Source organism: Devosia algicola (assembly GCF_028816455.1).
Classification (GTDB): Bacteria; Pseudomonadota; Alphaproteobacteria; order Rhizobiales; family Devosiaceae; genus Devosia; species Devosia algicola.
Genome location: NZ_CP118246.1, coordinates 2,861,613 through 2,879,075, shown reverse-complemented (window position 1 = coordinate 2,879,075; position 17,463 = coordinate 2,861,613). Strand labels below are relative to the sequence as shown.

Genomic DNA, 17,463 nt, shown 5'->3' with positions numbered 1-17,463 from the left:
TGGCCAACGTCGCCCCCGGTCCCAAATCATGCTAAGGCAGCGGCTCGGACTGATCCCCAAATTATTTGCAACGAGGTGAACCGGCAATGAGCAACCAAGTGCAGGCGCTGGCCTGGGATCATGGCGTTGTGAGCGTGCAAAGCCTGGGCGGTATGTTGGGGGCAACTTTGTTTGTACTGCCAGATGGCCGCCAGATCGCGCCCTTCCAGATTGCACCATGGGCCAATGAGGCGGGCCATGAGCAATTGCCCGGGATATTGCGCCGCTTGCGGGGGAATGGCCGTGCGTGCCGTTTGGTTCGGATGAGGATCGCCCCGCCCATGATGGTTGGCCCGGCTCCAGTGTCGCCGGTCGGGTTGATGTGTCGGCGCATGGATTTGGTGCCAATCACGACTGGGTATTCGCCAAGGGCGAGCCAGACCAAATTACCCTCTCGATCACCTATCCCGACACCCACCCCATCGCCTCGCTGGATCGGATCGTTCGCCCCGACGCCAACGGCGCAGCCGTCGATTTTGAACTGGGGATCAATGTTCGCGCCGACTGCGCATTGCCCATCGGGTTGCATCCCTGCTTTCGGCTGCCCGAGGCGCCAGGCGCCATGCGTGTCGAGTTTGGCGATAATATTGCCGGAGCAACCTACCCGATTGATGTCGATGATTCCTCGATATTTGCCACCGGACAAATGCTGCCCCGTTGGAACGAGGTGCCGTTGCGCGCCGGTGGCAAGATCGACGCCGGCCGCTTGCCGCTGGACCGGAACACCGAAGAACTTCTGCAATTGTTCGACGTACCCGGACAGGCGGCACTATGGAACAGTGCAGAGGGCTACCGGGTGCGCCTTGGCTGGGACCAAAGCCATTTCCCCAGCGCGCTGATGTGGATCAGCAATCGCGGTCGTCAGGCGGCACCATGGAACGGACGCCATCTGGGCTTAGGGCTGGAGCCGATCTGCGGCGCCTTTGATCTCGGACCGCAAATTTCTGCGGCGGACAATCCCATTGCGCGGCGCGGCACGCCGACGGTGCGCCAGTTCAAGGCGGGCGAGCGGTTTGTTACCCGCTATCGCATCGCGGTGGAGCCTGCGGCAGTGGTTTGACCGCCGCAGGCTGATCGTCAGGAAGCAAACCGCACCAGGATGGTGCGGATTTCGCGTGGTTTTAGCGTCACGCTCAGTGCCTTGCCATCGAGCGGCAGAGGATCGCCTGGATGCTCGAGCGGATCGGCGGCGCGCGCGCCTGCCGGTCGCTGTGCAAAAGTCAGGGTTGGCGACGCTGGTTTTGACGACAGGTTTTGCAACCGCATGGCGACCCAACCATTGTCCTCGCCCGGCTTGGTGGTGACCAGCACCGGGGATTTGAGATCGACGGCAAAAAAACTGTCCGAGGTTTTGCCGGTCGGGGCAATGTCGCGCACCGTGACCGGGGGGACCGCCATTTCGGCGGCAAAGCGGGCCGCGACCGCCGCGTCGGCGGGACCATCGTGGGTTACCAGACGATAGCGCAGCGGGATTGGTCCACTTTGCGATGATTTGAAATTGACCAGCCAATGGTTGTTGAGTGCCCAGTCTCATGATCGTTGGCCCCTCGGGATGCAGGGTGCGATCCCACTTGCCGGTGGTGATGCCACCAAGATGGGCGAGCGGGGTATCGAGCGGCACCAGGGTGACGCCACGGCGCTTGTCGCTGACATTGATCCAGCGGCCGGTCGGGTACCAGTCCTTGGCGGCGCCATCGAGTTGATCATCGTTGGGGGTGGCGGCAATGCCGTTGAGATCCAGCTCGAAATTGGCGGCATCGAGATTAAAGGGAAAGGCGATGAACACCGCCTCAGCCTTGGGGTGGTCGAGCTTGTCGATCAACCAATCCACCATGACGCATTTGGTATCGGCATCAAGGGCATAAACGACGCTGGCGCTGGAGACGCCGGGGGCCTCGATGGTAACAGTGATCGAAGCGCGGCCTTCAAATATTTCGGCCTTTTTGAGCGTGACCTTTGTTGCGGTCTGGCGACGCCACGGGGTGTCCTTGTGGCCGGTAAAAAACTCTGGCTTGTCAAAGCTGATGTCGGCAATGGCCAGGCGATCATCGGGGGAATCGACGGTTTCATAGATATATTCACCCGGTCCCCAGCCCTGATATTTGGCAGCAAAATCATGGCTTTGCGCCTTGTCGAACAGCTCGGCGATGGCACCGGTCTTGGGGTCGATCTTGAGGCGATAATGCTTGTTTTCGATAGTGTCGCCATCGGCCTTGAGATCGCTGGCCGGCACGCCTTGCGTGAGATCTAGAAAGGCATATCCCATGGGCGGCACGGTGCCGGCAACGCGGCGAATTTCGGGGTAAGGGCGCGGACCACCCCAGGTGCTGCGCCGATTGAAGAAGGTGTCGAGCACCCCGACCGGGGCGGCACCACCGCGTGGTTCAGGCTCTTCGACAATCACCTTGCGCTCCCAAGGCAGGGTATTGAACACCAGCAATTGCTCAATGCCCGAAGCCTTGAAGGCTTCGCTGGGATCAAGATTGCCGAGGTTGAAAATGCCCTCCGGCCCCTTGGTGCCGAGCGGTGCTGCCAGTGCATTGGCGGCGTTGGCAACGCTGGAGTGCCCTTCCATGGCGGCGCGATAGGCAAAGCCGGCCTTATGATTCCACTGGGCCTGGCTGAACAGCGAATGGGGCGCTTCGACCGAAGAGTAGGCACCCCAGGTGTGTTCATCAAACAGGGTCATCGATTCATAGATATCGGCAGCCTTGTCAGCGTCCCAGGCGCTTTGCCCCTTGCTTCGGCGCCAGGCTTCAAGCGCTTCGCCGATGCCGACGATTTCGTGGGCGGCACGATTGACGCCAACCTCGAAGGCCGACGAGCCGACACCATCGGCCCAATGGTCGGTCCAGTCGCCTCGTTGGGTGGCAATGGATTTGGCGTATTTTTCTTCCAGCAGCCGACCAAAATCTGTGACGGTGATGAATTCCATCTTGTAGGGGCGGCCATCCTCATTCCAGCGCTTGACGAATTCGGGCATGCGCGCGTCCGGTGGGCCATTATCGACGCGCACCGGGTGGGTGGATTCGCAATAAAGGAAATCGAAGGGATAGGATTTGTCGTTTTCAAGTTCGTCGATCCAGCGCGGCAACAGCCGGTCGACCAGATCCCAATTGCCCAGCCCCGCCTGACTGCGACCGAACAGATAATGATAGCCATTCCAGGCCAGAATTTTGTTGCCGCTCGGGCCTTCCCAGCGGAAGGCACCGGGAAATGGCTTTGGCCGTGCGCCCCGGATCGGGTTGATGGCGGCGGTATAGAATTTGATGCCCAGCTCAGCCAAAAGATCGGCATAGAGCCAGGAGACGCCATTGACGTCATCCTGCATCGCCGCTTCGACATGAAAGCCGAATTCGTCCCGCAGCGCCCGCAATGGATAGAGACTGCGGTGCATCTGCTCAACATTGAGTAGCGGCGTCATGTTGTATTGCATGCCGGCAATATCGATGCGGCCCTGCTCATGCCAATGGCGGAACCGCGCGATTTCGGCCTTGCTGGCGCTACGCAGATATTTGAGGAACGGCCCGGTGGTTTCGATTGTCCAGCGATATTGCGCCTCGGCTGGAAATCCATCGGTGGCCTCTATCAGGTCAAGAGCCTGACCAACAAACTCGCCATGCTGGCGCAAGGCGACTGGTTGATAGTCGGTAAAGCCGATATCGGTGTGGGCGTGGTTGCAGATATAGATGGTCTTGATCTTGCTCATCGGGGTCTCCTTTGGGCTAATGGGTCGCTAGTCTGATGCGGGTCCAGGCACGGGGGCCGACAGTGAAGCGGGCCGTACCCTCCGAACAGGAAAGAGTTTCGAGCGTCTCGCCGGCAAGCGAGGTTCTGGCGGCGCTGGCAAGTTTGAGAAGGCCAGAGCCGATTTTAGCCTCGATGGTTTCATCGCCGGGATTAAGCAGGCTCATCGCAACGCCTGCCCCATCGGTTTCGAGCCGGGTCAGTACCAATGGCCCGAGATCGGTGGTCAGAAGCGATGCTGCCGCCTGCTTGACCGCGCCGCGTTCGGCATAGACGTGGGTTGCCAGCGGACGGGTATGAGCCAGTGCACCTTGTATCGACGCACCAAGTGCCTGTTTTGGCGCCGGCAACAGCGTAAAGCGGAAGCGGAGTTTGCCGCTCTGGTCGGCCTGGAAATTGGTGCTCCAGTAATTGTTGGTAAGCCATGCCAGAAGTGCCGGGTGCTGGCGTTCAACGCGGCCATCAGGCTCGCCGAACCGGCCATAGGTAAACCCGCCGATCTGCCAAAGCGGCGCATCAGGACAGGCCACCATCAGTTCGTGTTTGGCATCGGCAACACGAATGAATCGCTGGGTGGTGATGTAATGACGGCTGGCATAGGGCAACTGCTCGTCGTCGAGCGCGACGGTGGCGCCTCCGGTTTCATAATCGGTCGACCAATCGGGACCGAGCGCTGCCATCATCGGCAAATAGAGCGATTCGGCGTCGGCGCGTGGCAATTTGCTGACCACCGCTTCGATCTGAACGCTGGGATCGTCGGGCAGGAGCCGGTAGATCATTTCGACCTGCTCGCCATTGGACAAGGCAAAGATCTGGGTCAGTTGGGCACTGCCACGAGCGGATACGGTTTTGGTGTCGACCAGTTTGGTCGGCATATGGCGCCGGGCTTTCCAGTCAGTATGCCAGGCCTTGTGCCAATCGGGGGATTCCAGCGCCACCTTATCGAACATGTCGGTGCGAACGCCGCTTTCGATCTGCTCCAGCACCGGGACGCCGAATATTAGATTTCCGGCGGCGGGGGCGGCATATTCGACGCCATTGCGTTCAAGCGAGGTCACGCCGCCAGCCTGCTGGTCGAAGGTCAAGGTAACCTGACCGTTTGACAGGGTGCTGTCGGTGCAACTCATGGTGCTGGTATCGGCGGGACGCACCGCCTCGGCGGCAAACGTCTGGTAGGAAAGCGGCGGCACCGAAATCGGGGCGCTCCAGAAAGCGCGCTCATCGGTGAGGTCCGAACTTACGACGTCCTGGCGTTGGATGCGATGCGAGGACGGGCCGGTTGGCACGATATCCTCAAGTCCGAACCCCTGTTTGGGATCCGGCGCCCCAGCCAAGGGCGGCAGGTACGGCAGCCGCACCGACTGACGCACCGCAAAAGGATGGGGATTAAAGACCAGAACACGCGGTTCGTCGCCGCCCGCTTCGATGGCCAAACGTTCAAGCCCGTCCCGGCGCAACATGCGTGCAACGCTTGCCCCTTCGGCAACAGTCGCCAGCTTGAGCAGTTGCTGGGTACGCGTTTCGGGTGAATGCGGATGGCTGATCGAGCGGTCTGCGCCCCAGGTGTGTTCGGCATAAAGTGCCAGTCCGGCGCGGGCGCTATTGTGTAGCATGGCACGGCGCGGGGTCGCGTCGCGATGCCAGGTTTCGAGCGCCAGCGCATCATCAAGGTCGCGCTGGCCGCGCAGGACCTGGGCGGTTTCATGGGCCGTGCTGCCGGCGCCAAAATTCCACCAGTCAGTCCAGTCGCCGCGCAGGGTCGGCAAGGTTTCCGCCGGTTCGGCGCGCAGCCGGTCAAAAAACTCCGAGAGGGTGCCAAAACGCAGTTTTACGCCCTGGTTGGCAGCGTTGCCATCATTGAAACGACGAATGAAATCGGGCAGGGCGGCTTGGGGCGCACCATTATCGTGGTAACGAATATTGGTGATCTGCATCATCAGGAACGGGTGGGGATAGCCGGTGGCCTCCCAGCGTTGTGCCCATTGCGGCACGCGGGTGCGCGCTTCGTCCATATCGAGCGGGATGCGCAGGCTCCGGTCCGAGGTGACGCCATAGATGAAGCCATTATAGGCGGTGATAGTGCGCCCGCCCGGTGCCTCCCAGTTGAAAGCGCGCGGCCAGGGTTTGAGCGCGTGGCCATAATGTTCGTTGATCGCCATCGAAATGCCGGTGATGCCATGATCAAGCAGAGCATCAATGACGCCCCATGGCAGGCCATTGACGTCCGTATTCATCGCCGAGCGCACGGGAATGCCCAGATCGCGGAAGAACTGGACCGATTTGAGAACATCGATCACCATGGAATGATCCATCAGCGGGGTCATGTGCCACCCCATGCCGGCGACTTCGAACTGGCCGCGCTTGACCGCCGCCAAGAAGCGATCGCGGTCGGTGTTGGAGGCGTTCTTCCACCAATCCATGGTGATGCCGGTGACTTCGCAGGTCCAGCGGAAGCGACTGTCGTCGGGATAGTCGGCAGTGCGCTCGGCAATATCGAGCGCCTCGTCAATGAAGCGGCGATGCAGGCTCCATCACCACCGGTTGGGGGTGGGTATAGCCAATATCGGTGTGGCTGTGATGGACGAACAGAATTTCCTTGATCATGGTGTGCTCGATTTGGAGAGAGTGATTGGTTGTGAGCGGTACACCGCCTAGACGGTGGCAAAGGCGACAGCCATCGGACTGCCCGTGGGTTGGTTGTGAACAAGCGCACCGAGTTCGCCGCTTTGCGGGTCAAAGGTGAATACGGTGACACTATCGGAATCCTGATTGGCAACGACGACATGGCGACCCGACGGCGCAAAAGCCAGCGCGCGCGGTGTATTGCCGCCACAGGACCAACGGCCGGTCTCAACCAGTGCGCCGCTATCGGCATCAATGGCAAAGCCCAAAATCTCGTTGGATACGCGTAGGGAGACCAGCAGGTGCCGATTGTCGGGCGACAATATGATGCCCGCGGGCTGCGTGATCGGCGCGTCGCCCGGCGGGATCGCCATGGTCTGCTCGGCGTGAAGTGCACCACTGACCTTGTCTATGCTGAAGCGCATGACGACAGGGGTCAACTCGCTTACCATGAACAAGAGCCTGGCCATCGGGATGAAAAACAATGTGGCGCGGGCCGACACCGGCAGGCACGGTAAAATCACGGTCGGGTGCAGCGCTCAACTGGCCGTCTTGGCCAAGCGCATAGGCAAACAATCGGTCGGCGCCGAGATCGGCGACGTAGACATGTTTGCCGTCCGGGGTTGGCATAATGCAATGGGCATGGGCACGCGTCTGGCGTTCGGCGTTGGGACCACTGCCGGTATGGGCGATGCTGCAGACGGCCGGCAACAAATTGCCGTCCTGTGCAAGCGGAAACACCGAAATGGATTTGTCCGGCCATCCCGTCGGGGTGGCGCCATTATAGTTGGCCACCAGAAGAAATCGTCCATCAGGGGTTATTGATGCATGGCACACTTCGCCGCCAAGGCTTGGCTGTGAGCCAAGGTGAGACAGGTGCCCGGTTTTAGCGTCAATCGCAAAGGCGGTTACGGCGCCCTGATCAGAACCGGTGACTTCGCAGGTCGCATAAAGCCGGTCCCCGGCCCCATTGACCACCAGCCAGGAGCCTGTCTTCGATGGCGCCTTCGACCGATTTGACGGTAAGTTTTCCGCTTGTCGGGTCCAGTTCGAACTGGGTAATCCCCTCGCCGTTTGCAGCGCCATATTGCGGCAATTGCCGCGTCAGGCTGCCCGCGAACGCAAAAATCCGCATGATTGTTTCCTCCGCAAACCAAGGTCGCGCTACTGGCATTGGCTGGGTTTTGCCAAACGCCGCATCGTCAGCACAAGTCAATTGACACGACTAGTATGGTAGCTCTACATTGGTTTGGCAAGAGGAGGAAATACGCTGTGAATGAGGCAGGCAAAACGGTTTTGGTCACGGGTGCTGCCATGGGAATTGGCCGTGCTGTCGCGGAGGTGCTGGCGGCTGAAGGCAAAAATCTCGTGCTGTTTGACCGGGATGCAGCTGCGCTCAAAACCACAGCCGCCGAGATCGGGGGCGCTGTGGCGACCCATGTCGGATCGGTCAGCAGTCTGGCCGATTGCGAGGCCGCCGTTAGCCTCGCGAAAGACCGGTTTGGTGGCCTGGCCGGGGTTTCCCACAATGCCGGTATCCAGCGCTATGGCGACGTGCTGGAAACCAGCGAGGCGCTATGGGCCGAAGTGCTCGATGTCAATCTGACCGGCGCATTTCTGGTCGCCAAGGCGGCAATGCCTGAATTGCGCCGCCAGCGCGGCGCCATCATTTTGACAGCATCGGTGCAGGGCATGGCGGCACAAAAAGGCGCATTGGCCTATGTGGTTTCCAAGCATGCGCTGGTTGGCCTTGTCACCGCCATGGCCGTGGATGAAGCGGGCAATGGCGTGCGTGTCGTTGGCGTTGCGCCCGGCTCGGTCGATACACCTTTATTGCGCGCCGCCATTGCGCTTGATCCTGATCCCGAAGCGCTGAGCGCTGTAGTAGATGCCATGCATCCGCTGGGCCGCCGCGCCGAAGCCTCCGAAATTGCCGATGTCATTGCCTTCTTGCTCTCGGACAAGGCCTCCTTCATCACCGGCGAAACCATCCGGGTTGATGGCGGGCTGCTGGCCCAGATCGGTGGCGCCCCCAAGGACGCGGGGAAATAGCAGATGAAGATCGTCGATATCAAGGCGACCACAATTGCGCTGCCCCTTGAAGCACCGCTTCGGCACGCGGCGGGGGCGCATTGGGGCCGATTTATCCGCACCATTGTGGAAGTCGTGACCGATGAGGGACTGTCGGGCTGGGGCGAATTGGGCGGCGGGGGCGAGGCGGCGGAAAATTCGGTTCGCAGCCTTTTGCCCTATCTCAAGGGCCATGATCCGCTGCAACTGGAACAGTTGCGCTGGAAAATCATGAATCCGGTGGCCAGCCTTTATAATTCGCGCATGCAGGTCCATGCGGCTATAGAGATGGCCTGCATGGATGTCGCTGGCAAGGCGCTGGGCGTGCGTGCCTGCGATCTGATCGGGGGCGCGTTGCGCGAATCCATCCCCTTTGCCAGCTATCTTTTTTATCGCTACGCCAATGCCGAAAACGGGTTTGGGGACGAATTTTCCGCCGACGAGATTGTTGCCGAGGCCAAGCGACAGAAAACGCTCAACGGCTTCAAGACTCACAAACTCAAGGGCGGCGTGTTCAAGCCCGACCATGATGTTGACGTCTATTCGGCGCTGGCCGATGCGTTTCCCGGGGACAGTTTCCGGTTAGACCCCAATAGCGTCTGGACGGTTGAGGATTCGATCCGTGTTGCCGGGCAGATCACCCATATCCGCAACGATTATTATGAAGACCCCTGTTTTGGTCTGGAAGGCATGCGGCGGTTGCGCGACCGCATTTCCATTCCCACTGCCACCAATACGGTGGTGGTCAATTTTGAACAGGCTCGCCACCTGCGTGCGACTCGAAGCGGTCGATGTCATCCTGCTCGATACCACCTTCTGGGGCGGGCTGAGACAGGCCTACCGCGCCGGGCAGGTGCTGGAAACCTTCCAGATGGGCACCAGCGTGCATTCCTCGGGGGAAGCGGGTATCCAACTGGCTTCGATGCTGCATCTGGGCGCAGCGCTGCCCAATATGAGTTTTGCGGCGGACGCACATTATCATCATCTGCTCGACGACATCATTGTCGGGGGCAAGATGAAATATGTCGATGGCGAAATTGCCCTGCCCAAGGGGCCGGGGCTCGGTGTCGAGGTCGACCGCGACAAGGCTCGCCCATTACGCCGGCCATTTTGCCGATGTCGGCGGCTACACCTATGACCGCGATCCGCAACGGCCTGGCTGGTACTCGATCCAGCCAGAGAGCCGCTATGCCGATCCGGCACAACGCTAGGAGGACTGCGGGTGGCGACTGTTACCTTGCGCAATATTATCAAGATCTATGGCGAGTTCGTCGCCATCAAGGGCGTCGACATCGATGTCGAGGATGGCAGTTTTGTGGTGCTGGTGGGGCCATCGGGCTGTGGCAAATCGACGTTGCTGCGCATGATCGCCGGGCTTGAAACCATTTCCCATGGCGAACTCAGGATCGACGACAAGCTGGTCAATGACCTGCCCTCGCGTGATCGCGGCATTGCCATGGTGTTTCAGTCCTATGCGCTTTATCCCCACATGAGCGTGTCGGACAATCTGGGATTTGGACTCAAGATCAGCGGCGCCAAACCCGACGAAATTGCCCGACGGCGCAATGAAGCCGCCACGATGCTCGGGCTGGACCCCTATATGGATCGCCGACCTTCCCAGCTTTCGGGTGGACAGCGGCAACGCGTCGCCATTGGCCGGGCCATGGTGCGCGATCCGGAAGTTTTCCTGTTTGACGAGCCGCTGAGCAATCTGGATGCCAAGCTGCGTAACCAGACCCGCATCGAGATCAAGCGGTTGCAGCGCGAGACTCAAGGCGACGGTGGTTTTTGTTACCCATGACCAGGTCGAGGCAATGACGCTGGCCGACAAGATCGTGGTGTTGCATGATGGTCTCGTCGCCCAGGTCGGCACGCCGCTGGACGTGTTCGAGCGGCCGCGCAACCAGTTTGTCGCCGGTTTCATTGGCGCACCATCGATGAATTTTCTCGATGCCGTCGTGGACGCCGATGCCAATGGTCCGGTGATCAAGGTGGGGGGCTTGATGTTGCCGTTCCCGCCGATCGATTTGATCTGCCGGCCAAGGGCGCACCGGTGGTTTTGGGAGTGCGTCCCGAGGACATCATTCCAGAGGGGCACGGCTCGCGACCCGAAGTGGGGGTCGATTTTACCGCCAAAGTCAATTTTGCCGAAATGCTCGGCAATGAAAGCCTGCTGTTCGCCCATCTCGGGGATACCGAGATTGTGTCGCGCATGCAGCACCCACGAGTTGTCGATCCCGACGAAACGCTGAAATTTCGCATTGATGGATCGCGGGTGCACGTTTTTGACAAGCAAACGCAGGACTCGGTGCTCCGGTGAGCACCGATCAACAAACTGTCAAAGGGAGAGAAGAACCATGTCACTGACAAAAACACTAACCGGACTGGCACTGACGACGCTGCTGGCGGCGGGCGGGGTCCAGGCCCAGGAGCTCAAACTCTATTCGGACAAGGCCGAATGGCATCCGGGCATTGAAGCGGTAACCGATGCTGCCGGTGAGGCTGCCGGGGTGACCATCAATGTGCAGGATTTGACGCCGACCGACAAATATCAGGCTTTCATGCAAACCTCGATTGCCAGCAACAATGTGCCGGCCTTCTTTACCTGGTGGAACGGCAACCAACTCAGTGACCTTGTCGCCACCGGCGTGGCTGCTGATCTGAGCCCCTATTGGGACCAGGCGATTGCCGACGGCGACTATTCGGCAGCGCAACGCGAACTGGTCAGCGTTGACGGCAAGCCCTATGGAGTGCTGCTCAATGTCGCCAACTGGGTGGTGTTCTACAATACCAAAGCATTTGCGGATGCCGGGATCGACGCACCGCCGACAACCTGGGAAGAATTCATCGCCGCTTGCGACAAGCTCAAGGCTGCTGGATATACCCCGATCAATGCGCCTACGTCGGGCGGCTGGATGCCGTTCATCTGGTTCAGCCAGTTGGTGCTGGGCACCAATCCTGATGATTTTGTCGGGTTGACCGATGGCTCGGTGCCGTATGACGGCCCAACTGTACAGAACGCCTTCAAGGTTTGGGGCGAGATGTATGACAAGGGATACTTTACCGATCCGCGCGAGCAGGACGACCAGAAATTCTTCGTCGACAAGTCCGCCGCCATGTTCCTGATCGGCGACTGGCATTCGGGGACTTTCGCGGCGGCTGGCATGGAGCCGGGCGTCGATTTCAAGACTTTTCTGATGCCTCCTGTTTCGCCCGATGCGGAGCAATCGGTGATCGTTGAAGCCTCGCCAATCGTTGTATCGGCGCAGGCCATGTCGGCCAATGCCGACCTTGGTAAGGCCGTCCAATCGATGATGGGGGAAGCTGCCTCAACTGCCTTGGGTACCGAGATCCAAGTCTATAACGGCAATCTCAAGGCGGCGGCACCCAATGCCACCATCGAGGCCAACAAGAAAATGGTTGCCGAGGCAAATCCACGGGCACTCGTGCGCTGGTGGGAAGCTGTGCCGTCTCAGATCCAGGGCGATCTGGTGGCAGCGATGGGGGCGTTCATGTTCAACCCGACCCCCGATCAGGCTCAAAAATCCATGTCTGACATGCAGGCTATCAATGCCGACTATTGGGCAAATCTTTAAGTCCTGAACCTGATCTCGGCTGCGCTCACCCGGGCGCAGCCGAGACCCAAATTTACAGGAAACCAATCATGGCCAGCAGCGCCTCTCATATGCTCAGCCCGGACGTCATCAAGGTGGCGCGCTCACGCGAGCGACGGGCCGCCTGGCAGCAGACGCGCGTGGCATGGCTGTTCATTGCCCCTGCCGTGATCATGGTGACGGTTTTTCTTCTGACGCCGGTGGTCTTCAACGTCATTCTCAGCTTTACCAAATGGCGTAAATTCACCGGCCTGGATCAGTTCGCGGGGATGGCCAACTATCAGCGCCTGTTCGCCGTGCCGTATTTCTCCGAAGCGCTGGGCAATACCGCGCTCTGGGTGGTTGGCGCGATCGTGTTTCCGCTGGCGTTCGGACTGGGGCTGGCGCTGCTTTTGCGCAATATTCCGTTTCAGGAGACGTTCAAGAGTCTCTATTTCCTGCCCAAAGTGATGGCGCCGACCGCCGTTGGTGCCATTTGGTATTATGTCTATGCCCCGCACGGCGTGATCAATTCGGCCGTATCGGGTCTTACCGGCAGCGATTTCGATTTTGGCTGGATTTTTGTGCCCGAGACAGTGACGCTCTCGATCATTTTCACCTTCGTTTGGCAAACCGTGGGCATTACCATGGTGCTGCTATTGCTGGGGCTGGCGGCGATGCCGCGCGATCCGCTGGAAGCGGCGCGGGTCGATGGAGCGTCGCAATGGCAGATTTTCCGCCACATCATCTGGCCGCTGCTGCTGCCAACGGTGCTGGTGGTGACCATTCTCAATGTCGCGGCGGGCTTTACAACGTTTGACCTGTTGTGGGTGATGGCCAGCAGTTATCCGGGCAAACGCACCTTATCGCTGGCGGTCTATATGTATTACGAATCCTTCTCCAACGGCGCCTGGGCCTATGGCTCGGCGGTGGCGGTAGTGCTGGGGGGCATGGTGATCACGGTGAGCGCGGCGCTGGCCATTATCCAGTCGCGTGTTGAAAAAAGCATCAGATAGGAGCCGGTCATGACTACCGACATCACTGACCAGAGTTTCATCAATAGTCTGATTGAAAAGGAGCGGCGCGCTCAGGCCAGCGGCGGGCGCTGGCTGATGGTGCCGATCATCGCCCTGACAATCGCCTATCTGACGCCGTTCTATTATCTGTTTGTCACCATCTTCAAGACCACCGAGGAATATGCCACCAGCGGCGTGCTGCAACTACCCCAATCGCTGGCGCCATTGGTTGACAATGTGGTGCAGGCCTGGACGCTGGCCAATCTGGGGTCGGCCGCGATCAATTCGCTGACCTATGCCGGGATCGGCTCGGCGCTGGCCGTGGCGTTTGCCGCCGCTGCCGCCTATGGCATGACGCGGCTCAACCTGTTGGGCGCCAATGGCTGGTTCATGCTGATTTTCACTGGCACTTTGTTTCCGTTCCAGATGTATCTGGTGCCACTGCTTTTTGGCTATCAGCGTCTGGGGCTGGTCAATTCGTGGCTGGGCATGTTGCTGATCTATGTGGCGATCTGCATTCCGTTTCCACTGCTGGTGCTGCGCAATTCGTTTTCGGGGATTACCCGCGAAGTCGACGAGGCGGCGCGCATTGAGGGGGCCAGCGAATGGCGGGTGTTTATCTCGATGATCATCCCCAATGCGACCGGCCCATTGATTGCATTGTTTTTGTTGCAATTCACCTTTATCTGGAACGACCTGCTGTTCTCCTCGATCCTGGCCAATGGCATCGAGGTGCGCTCGATCATGGTGGCATTGCAATCACTACAGGGAACCTATTCCACTACCGGCCCCAATGTTGTGATTACCGCCACGCTGATCTCGAGTATTCCCACTGTGCTCATGTTCGTGGTGTTGCGAAAATATTTCATGGCCGGTCTTCAGCTTGGTAACAAATGACAGACAAAGCCCAGCCCAGTATCGACCATGTCGGCAGCCAATTCGGCGGTGATGAAACATATCTGTTTAACCGCAGTAGCGGCTCGATTGCCTCGCAGGTCTATGATTATCTGATGCAACGCATTCTCGACATGAAGCTGGAACCATTTCAGGAATTGTCGGAGGCGCGGCTGGCAACCGAATTCGGGGTCAGTCGCACCCCGGTGCGTGAAGCGTTGGCGCGGCTGGCACGGCGCGGGCTGGTTGATATCCTGCCCCAACGCGGCACCAGGGTGTCGCCGCTGAGCGAAGAGCCTGATCGCCAAGTCGCGCTTTATCCGCGAGGCGCTGGAGCGACCGCTGGTGCGCATGGCAGCGGTAAAGTTGACGCCGGAAATTGCCGGGCTGATGCGGCGCGAAATTGCGCTGCAAAAGACCTATGCCAGCCTGAATGATGATCAGGGATTTCTTGATTCCGACGATCAGTTTCATGCCCTGATCGCCCGGGCCGCCGGGTTTGAATCGATCTGGGATGATGTGAGAGAGGCCAAGTTCCACATGGACCGCGTGCGCCGCCTGTCGCTATTGAGCCAGCAGCATATGCTCGACCTGGTGGCCGAGCATGAAGAAATTCTGGGCAAGCTGGTGGCCCACGATGTCGATGGCGCCGACAAGAGCATTGCCAGCCATTTGACGTCAGTCATGCACGAGCTGGATCTCATCCGCGCCCGCGCCCCACAATATTTTATCGGCGACAACGCCCAGAACCGTTGACCGGTTCAGCTTACTTTGCCCTTTGTCAGGTTTTCCGACAGCGGCGCGGGTCGGGTGACCGGCGTGGCAATCTCGACGACAGCCCCGTTACGCGATGCGGTGTCAAACGCCTCCATGACTTCGAGCACGTGCAACGCCAGATCGCCATTGGCGCGATGTGGCCGATCGGCAAGAATGGCGTGCGCCATGTCGGCCAGCCCGATAGATCGGTAATTGCCGTCGGCATAGGGCATATCGGTATCGATATTTGCCCACTCGCCACCGTTTTTCAATAGTTCGATCTGGCCACCGAAATTGTTGGGATCGGGCACGATCAGCGTGCCGTTCGTGCCATAGATTTCGAGCGGCACATGCTTGTGACCAGCCACATCAAAGCTCATCGCCATTTGCACCACGGCCCCGTTGTGAAATATCAGCGTGCCCGACACATGGGTTGGAACATGAACAGGAATGACCTCCCCTGCCCGCTCCTTGGCGGTGATGGTGCGGGTTGAACGCACCATGGTTCCAACGCCGAAGACTTTGGCGACGGGGCCCAAAAGATTGACCAGGTCGGTAATGTAATAGGGACCCATGTCGAGCATCGGCCCGCCGCCCTGTTCATAATAAAATGCCGGGTTGGGATGCCAGCGCTCGTGGCCGGGGCACATGAAATAGGCAGTGCCGCCAACAAGTTGGCCCAATGCGCCCTTGTCGACTAACTTGCGGGCGGTCTGATGGGCGCCGCCCAGGAACGTGTCGGGAGCCGAGCCGACCCGCAGCCCTTTTGCCTTGGCGGCAGCGATCAACTTTTGCGCTTCAGCAAAAACTATGCCCAGCGGCTTTTCGGAATAGACATGCTTGCCCGCTTCGATGGCGCGCAGGCCAACATCAACATGCGCTTTTGGAATGGTCAGATTGAGGATGATATCAATTGAAGGATCGGCAAAAAGTGCGTCCAGTGCCACGGCTTTGAGGCCAAACTCATCGGCCCGCGCCTTGGCTGCGTCAGGGTTCATGTCGGCAACCCCGCGAATATCGAGCACCGGAAATTGCTTGCTGGCCTTCAGGTAAGCCGCCGAAATATTGCCCAGCCCAACAATGCCGATGCCAATTTTTGCCATGAGTGTCGTCCCTGCCCCTTGATAGATTCTGACTGGCACGTGGCGGTGAGGCCCCGCACATTGCCAATAGCGCCATAGCACCGTCGCGCCGCGCCCACAACTCGATAGCAGCAGGACAAGCCAAGGCGTGGCGCGGGCGGGATGATCTTGGTCAATCGCTATCCGGCCCGGTTCTATCCGGCTTTCGATTTTGCCTGATTATAGGCAATAGCGGCACGGACGAGGTCTTGCAGGGCGCACTCGTTGATGTTGTCGCCCTGGAAAATATCAATGGAGCGCCAGACCTTGCCGCCAAAACCATTGTTGAAAATTTTCTCTGGGTCGGGCAAAGCGGCCCCGTGGGCGAAGGTGAGCTTGACCTTGTCCTTGTGGGCGTTGCCGACTACCAGATTACCAAATCGCGCCCAGACCGGGCTGCCCATCCATTTCCATTCCTCGGTAATTTCAGGATCGGCGGCAAGGATGGCCTTGCGGACGCTGGCAAGGGTTTTGCCGCGCCAGTCGTCCAGATTGTCGATATATTGGTCTATTTGTTCGGTTGCTTCCATTTGATCCGTCACCTCTGATTCCGGGCGCGCTCTAGGCGTGCCGGCTGGCCGCCATATTCCGACGGCGCCCTTTGTTGATGTAGGGTAAAAAGAACATATACAGCCCACTGAACAACATCAGAAAGAGCGGCGGCAGCGGTGAATAGACCACCCATGGCGGCGGGGTGCCAACGGCCATAAATCCAAAATTGGCGATAACGGTCGCCGTGAAAATGATCGATAGCCAGCGGTGGGCGTGCCGGATAGTCGGGCTCATTTGCTACTCCTGTTGTCCAGTGTCAAACCGGGCGTTCAGCCGATCTTTGCGACCACATCCTCCAGTTTTCCGAGGAATTGCTGCCACCCGAGTTTGGCGCCATTGTATGCTTGGTTCTGATCGGCCCTGAATCCCGCCTGTTCCATGCGCAAATGCGTGCCCGCACCAGTGGCGGTCAGCGTCCAGGTAACGGTGCTTTCAAGCCCCATCGCGTCCCAGGTGTACGCCAGCGTTTTCTGCGGTTCGACTTCGGTTACGGCACACTCAACAGATCCCCAATCTGCCGAGAATCTGAACCGATGTCCCACATCGGGCTGAAAATCATTGCTCATGAGCCATTCTGAAATCAGGTGCGGTTGGGTAAGTGCACGCCAGAGCCTTTTCTGGCGGACAAGCGATCTGGCGCTCGATGACAACAGAGCGTGTTTTGGTCGATTGGTCGGTCATTAGTCCATCCTTTGAAGCAGATCTTCGAGTTGGTCGATCCGATTTTCCCAGAAGCCGGTCATTTCTCGTGTCCAGTCATTCAGCGGGGCGAGCCTGTCAATCTGGGCGCTATAATGCGTCTGGCGACCCTGCTGCCGGAAGTGCACCAGCCCGGCGCGCTTGAGTACGCCGAGATGTTTGGAGACGGCCGGCTGGGAGACACCGGCATGGAGTGTCAGCCCCCCACTGTCTGGTCGCCATCGCGACACAGGCGCTCGAAAATGGCCCGGCGCGTCGGATCGGCGAGCGTCTTGAACAAAATATCGTGGGATTGGGGCATGATTTTCCATAACTCTTTGGTTATGGGTTTGATCAATAACCAGTGGGTTATCT

General features: G+C 59.2%; 14 protein-coding genes and 6 pseudogenes. 10 read left to right on the top strand and 10 right to left on the bottom strand.

Annotation, left to right across the window (positions count from 1 at the left end; translation table 11 throughout):
- Positions 1 to 286 precede the first annotated feature (286 nt).
- Complete coding sequence (locus tag PSQ19_RS19980; protein ID WP_407649008.1) at positions 287 to 1,099, top strand: hypothetical protein; 813 nt, start codon at positions 287 to 289, stop codon at positions 1,097 to 1,099.
- 17 nt (positions 1,100 to 1,116) lie between these two features.
- On the opposite strand, the gene PSQ19_RS19975 is transcribed toward PSQ19_RS19980, so the two are convergent.
- From PSQ19_RS19975 to PSQ19_RS19970, 5 genes and pseudogenes are all read right to left on the bottom strand, one after another.
- Positions 1,117 to 1,305 (bottom strand): glycosyl hydrolase-related protein, encoded by a 189-nt coding sequence (locus PSQ19_RS19975; protein ID WP_407649168.1) that lies wholly within the window; start codon positions 1,303 to 1,305, stop codon positions 1,117 to 1,119.
- Positions 1,306 to 1,669: 364 nt separating this feature from the next.
- Positions 1,670 to 3,748: pseudogene (locus PSQ19_RS15390) on the bottom strand (glycoside hydrolase family 38 N-terminal domain-containing protein); the annotation flags it as partial.
- A 16-nt stretch (positions 3,749 to 3,764) separates the two neighbouring features.
- On the bottom strand, positions 3,765 to 6,278 hold the full coding sequence (locus tag PSQ19_RS15385; RefSeq protein ID WP_282220717.1) for a glycoside hydrolase family 38 N-terminal domain-containing protein: 2,514 nt from the start codon (positions 6,276 to 6,278) through the stop codon (positions 3,765 to 3,767).
- 159 nt (positions 6,279 to 6,437) lie between these two features.
- A complete protein-coding gene (locus tag PSQ19_RS15380; RefSeq protein ID WP_282218450.1) occupies positions 6,438 to 6,860 on the bottom strand; it encodes a lactonase family protein in 423 nt (140 codons plus the stop codon).
- Positions 6,861 to 6,951: 91 nt separating this feature from the next.
- A pseudogene (locus tag PSQ19_RS19970) lies at positions 6,952 to 7,494 on the bottom strand (lactonase family protein); the annotation flags it as partial.
- A 186-nt stretch (positions 7,495 to 7,680) separates the two neighbouring features.
- On the opposite strand from PSQ19_RS19970, the gene PSQ19_RS15365 reads away from it, so the two are divergent.
- The 9 genes and pseudogenes from PSQ19_RS15365 to PSQ19_RS15325 all read left to right on the top strand — a co-directional run bounded on the left by PSQ19_RS15365 (position 7,681) and on the right by PSQ19_RS15325 (position 14,737).
- Positions 7,681 to 8,460, top strand: coding sequence for an SDR family NAD(P)-dependent oxidoreductase (locus PSQ19_RS15365; protein ID WP_282218447.1), 780 nt, complete (start codon positions 7,681 to 7,683; stop codon positions 8,458 to 8,460).
- Positions 8,461 to 8,463: 3 nt separating this feature from the next.
- Positions 8,464 to 9,195: pseudogene (locus PSQ19_RS15360) on the top strand (enolase C-terminal domain-like protein); the annotation flags it as partial.
- 34 nt (positions 9,196 to 9,229) lie between these two features.
- A complete protein-coding gene (locus PSQ19_RS15355) occupies positions 9,230 to 9,616 on the top strand; it encodes an enolase C-terminal domain-like protein (protein ID WP_282218446.1) in 387 nt (128 codons plus the stop codon).
- An 84-nt stretch (positions 9,617 to 9,700) separates the two neighbouring features.
- Positions 9,701 to 10,798 (top strand): annotated as a pseudogene (locus tag PSQ19_RS15350) (ABC transporter ATP-binding protein).
- Positions 10,799 to 10,835: 37 nt separating this feature from the next.
- Positions 10,836 to 12,074, top strand: coding sequence for an ABC transporter substrate-binding protein (locus tag PSQ19_RS15345; protein ID WP_282218445.1), 1,239 nt, complete (start codon positions 10,836 to 10,838; stop codon positions 12,072 to 12,074).
- 68 nt (positions 12,075 to 12,142) lie between these two features.
- Positions 12,143 to 13,087, top strand: a complete 945-nt coding sequence (locus tag PSQ19_RS15340) for a carbohydrate ABC transporter permease (protein WP_282218444.1) — start codon at positions 12,143 to 12,145, stop codon at positions 13,085 to 13,087.
- Between the two features lie 9 nt (positions 13,088 to 13,096).
- On the top strand, positions 13,097 to 13,984 hold the full coding sequence (locus PSQ19_RS15335; RefSeq protein ID WP_282218443.1) for a carbohydrate ABC transporter permease: 888 nt from the start codon (positions 13,097 to 13,099) through the stop codon (positions 13,982 to 13,984).
- Positions 13,981 to 14,418, top strand: coding sequence for a GntR family transcriptional regulator (locus PSQ19_RS15330; RefSeq protein WP_282218442.1), 438 nt, complete (start codon positions 13,981 to 13,983; stop codon positions 14,416 to 14,418). Before PSQ19_RS15335 ends, PSQ19_RS15330 begins: the two co-directional genes overlap by 4 nt.
- Positions 14,333 to 14,737 carry an FCD domain-containing protein gene (locus tag PSQ19_RS15325; RefSeq protein ID WP_282218441.1) on the top strand — a complete coding sequence of 135 codons (405 nt, stop codon included), beginning with the start codon at positions 14,333 to 14,335 and terminating at the stop codon, positions 14,735 to 14,737. Before PSQ19_RS15330 ends, PSQ19_RS15325 begins: the two co-directional genes overlap by 86 nt.
- 5 nt (positions 14,738 to 14,742) lie before the next feature.
- On the opposite strand, the gene PSQ19_RS15320 is transcribed toward PSQ19_RS15325, so the two are convergent.
- The 5 genes and pseudogenes from PSQ19_RS15320 to PSQ19_RS15300 all read right to left on the bottom strand — a co-directional run bounded on the left by PSQ19_RS15320 (position 14,743) and on the right by PSQ19_RS15300 (position 17,410).
- Positions 14,743 to 15,840: a Gfo/Idh/MocA family protein gene (locus tag PSQ19_RS15320; RefSeq protein ID WP_282218440.1), complete on the bottom strand. Its 1,098-nt coding sequence runs from the start codon at positions 15,838 to 15,840 to the stop codon at positions 14,743 to 14,745.
- Between the two features lie 173 nt (positions 15,841 to 16,013).
- Entirely contained in the window at positions 16,014 to 16,388 is a 375-nt protein-coding gene (locus tag PSQ19_RS15315; protein WP_282218439.1) for a DUF1801 domain-containing protein, read from the bottom strand.
- Positions 16,389 to 16,419: 31 nt separating this feature from the next.
- Positions 16,420 to 16,644: a hypothetical protein gene (locus PSQ19_RS15310; RefSeq protein ID WP_282218438.1), complete on the bottom strand. Its 225-nt coding sequence runs from the start codon at positions 16,642 to 16,644 to the stop codon at positions 16,420 to 16,422.
- 35 nt (positions 16,645 to 16,679) lie between these two features.
- Positions 16,680 to 17,091, bottom strand: a pseudogene (locus tag PSQ19_RS15305) (SRPBCC family protein).
- A pseudogene (locus PSQ19_RS15300) lies at positions 17,091 to 17,410 on the bottom strand (ArsR/SmtB family transcription factor). The pseudogenes PSQ19_RS15305 and PSQ19_RS15300 overlap by 1 nt, the downstream one beginning before the upstream one ends.
- Between the last annotated feature and the right edge of the window lie 53 nt (positions 17,411 to 17,463).

Excerpts from the sequence above, each read along its gene's own strand:
- PSQ19_RS19975 (WP_407649168.1), bottom strand. The coding sequence starts at position 1,305 with ATGCGGTTGCAAAACCTGTCGTCAAAACCAGCGTCGCCAACCCTGACT.
- PSQ19_RS15380 (WP_282218450.1), bottom strand. The coding sequence starts at position 6,860 with ATGGTAAGCGAGTTGACCCCTGTCGTCATGCGCTTCAGCATAGACAAG.
- PSQ19_RS15345 (WP_282218445.1), top strand. The coding sequence starts at position 10,836 with ATGTCACTGACAAAAACACTAACCGGACTGGCACTGACGACGCTGCTG.
- PSQ19_RS15340 (WP_282218444.1), top strand. The coding sequence starts at position 12,143 with ATGGCCAGCAGCGCCTCTCATATGCTCAGCCCGGACGTCATCAAGGTG.
- PSQ19_RS15335 (WP_282218443.1), top strand. The coding sequence starts at position 13,097 with ATGACTACCGACATCACTGACCAGAGTTTCATCAATAGTCTGATTGAA.
- PSQ19_RS15330 (WP_282218442.1), top strand. The coding sequence starts at position 13,981 with ATGACAGACAAAGCCCAGCCCAGTATCGACCATGTCGGCAGCCAATTC.
- PSQ19_RS15325 (WP_282218441.1), top strand. The coding sequence starts at position 14,333 with ATGGCAGCGGTAAAGTTGACGCCGGAAATTGCCGGGCTGATGCGGCGC.
- PSQ19_RS15320 (WP_282218440.1), bottom strand. The coding sequence starts at position 15,840 with ATGGCAAAAATTGGCATCGGCATTGTTGGGCTGGGCAATATTTCGGCG.
- PSQ19_RS15315 (WP_282218439.1), bottom strand. The coding sequence starts at position 16,388 with ATGGAAGCAACCGAACAAATAGACCAATATATCGACAATCTGGACGAC.
- PSQ19_RS15310 (WP_282218438.1), bottom strand. The coding sequence starts at position 16,644 with ATGAGCCCGACTATCCGGCACGCCCACCGCTGGCTATCGATCATTTTC.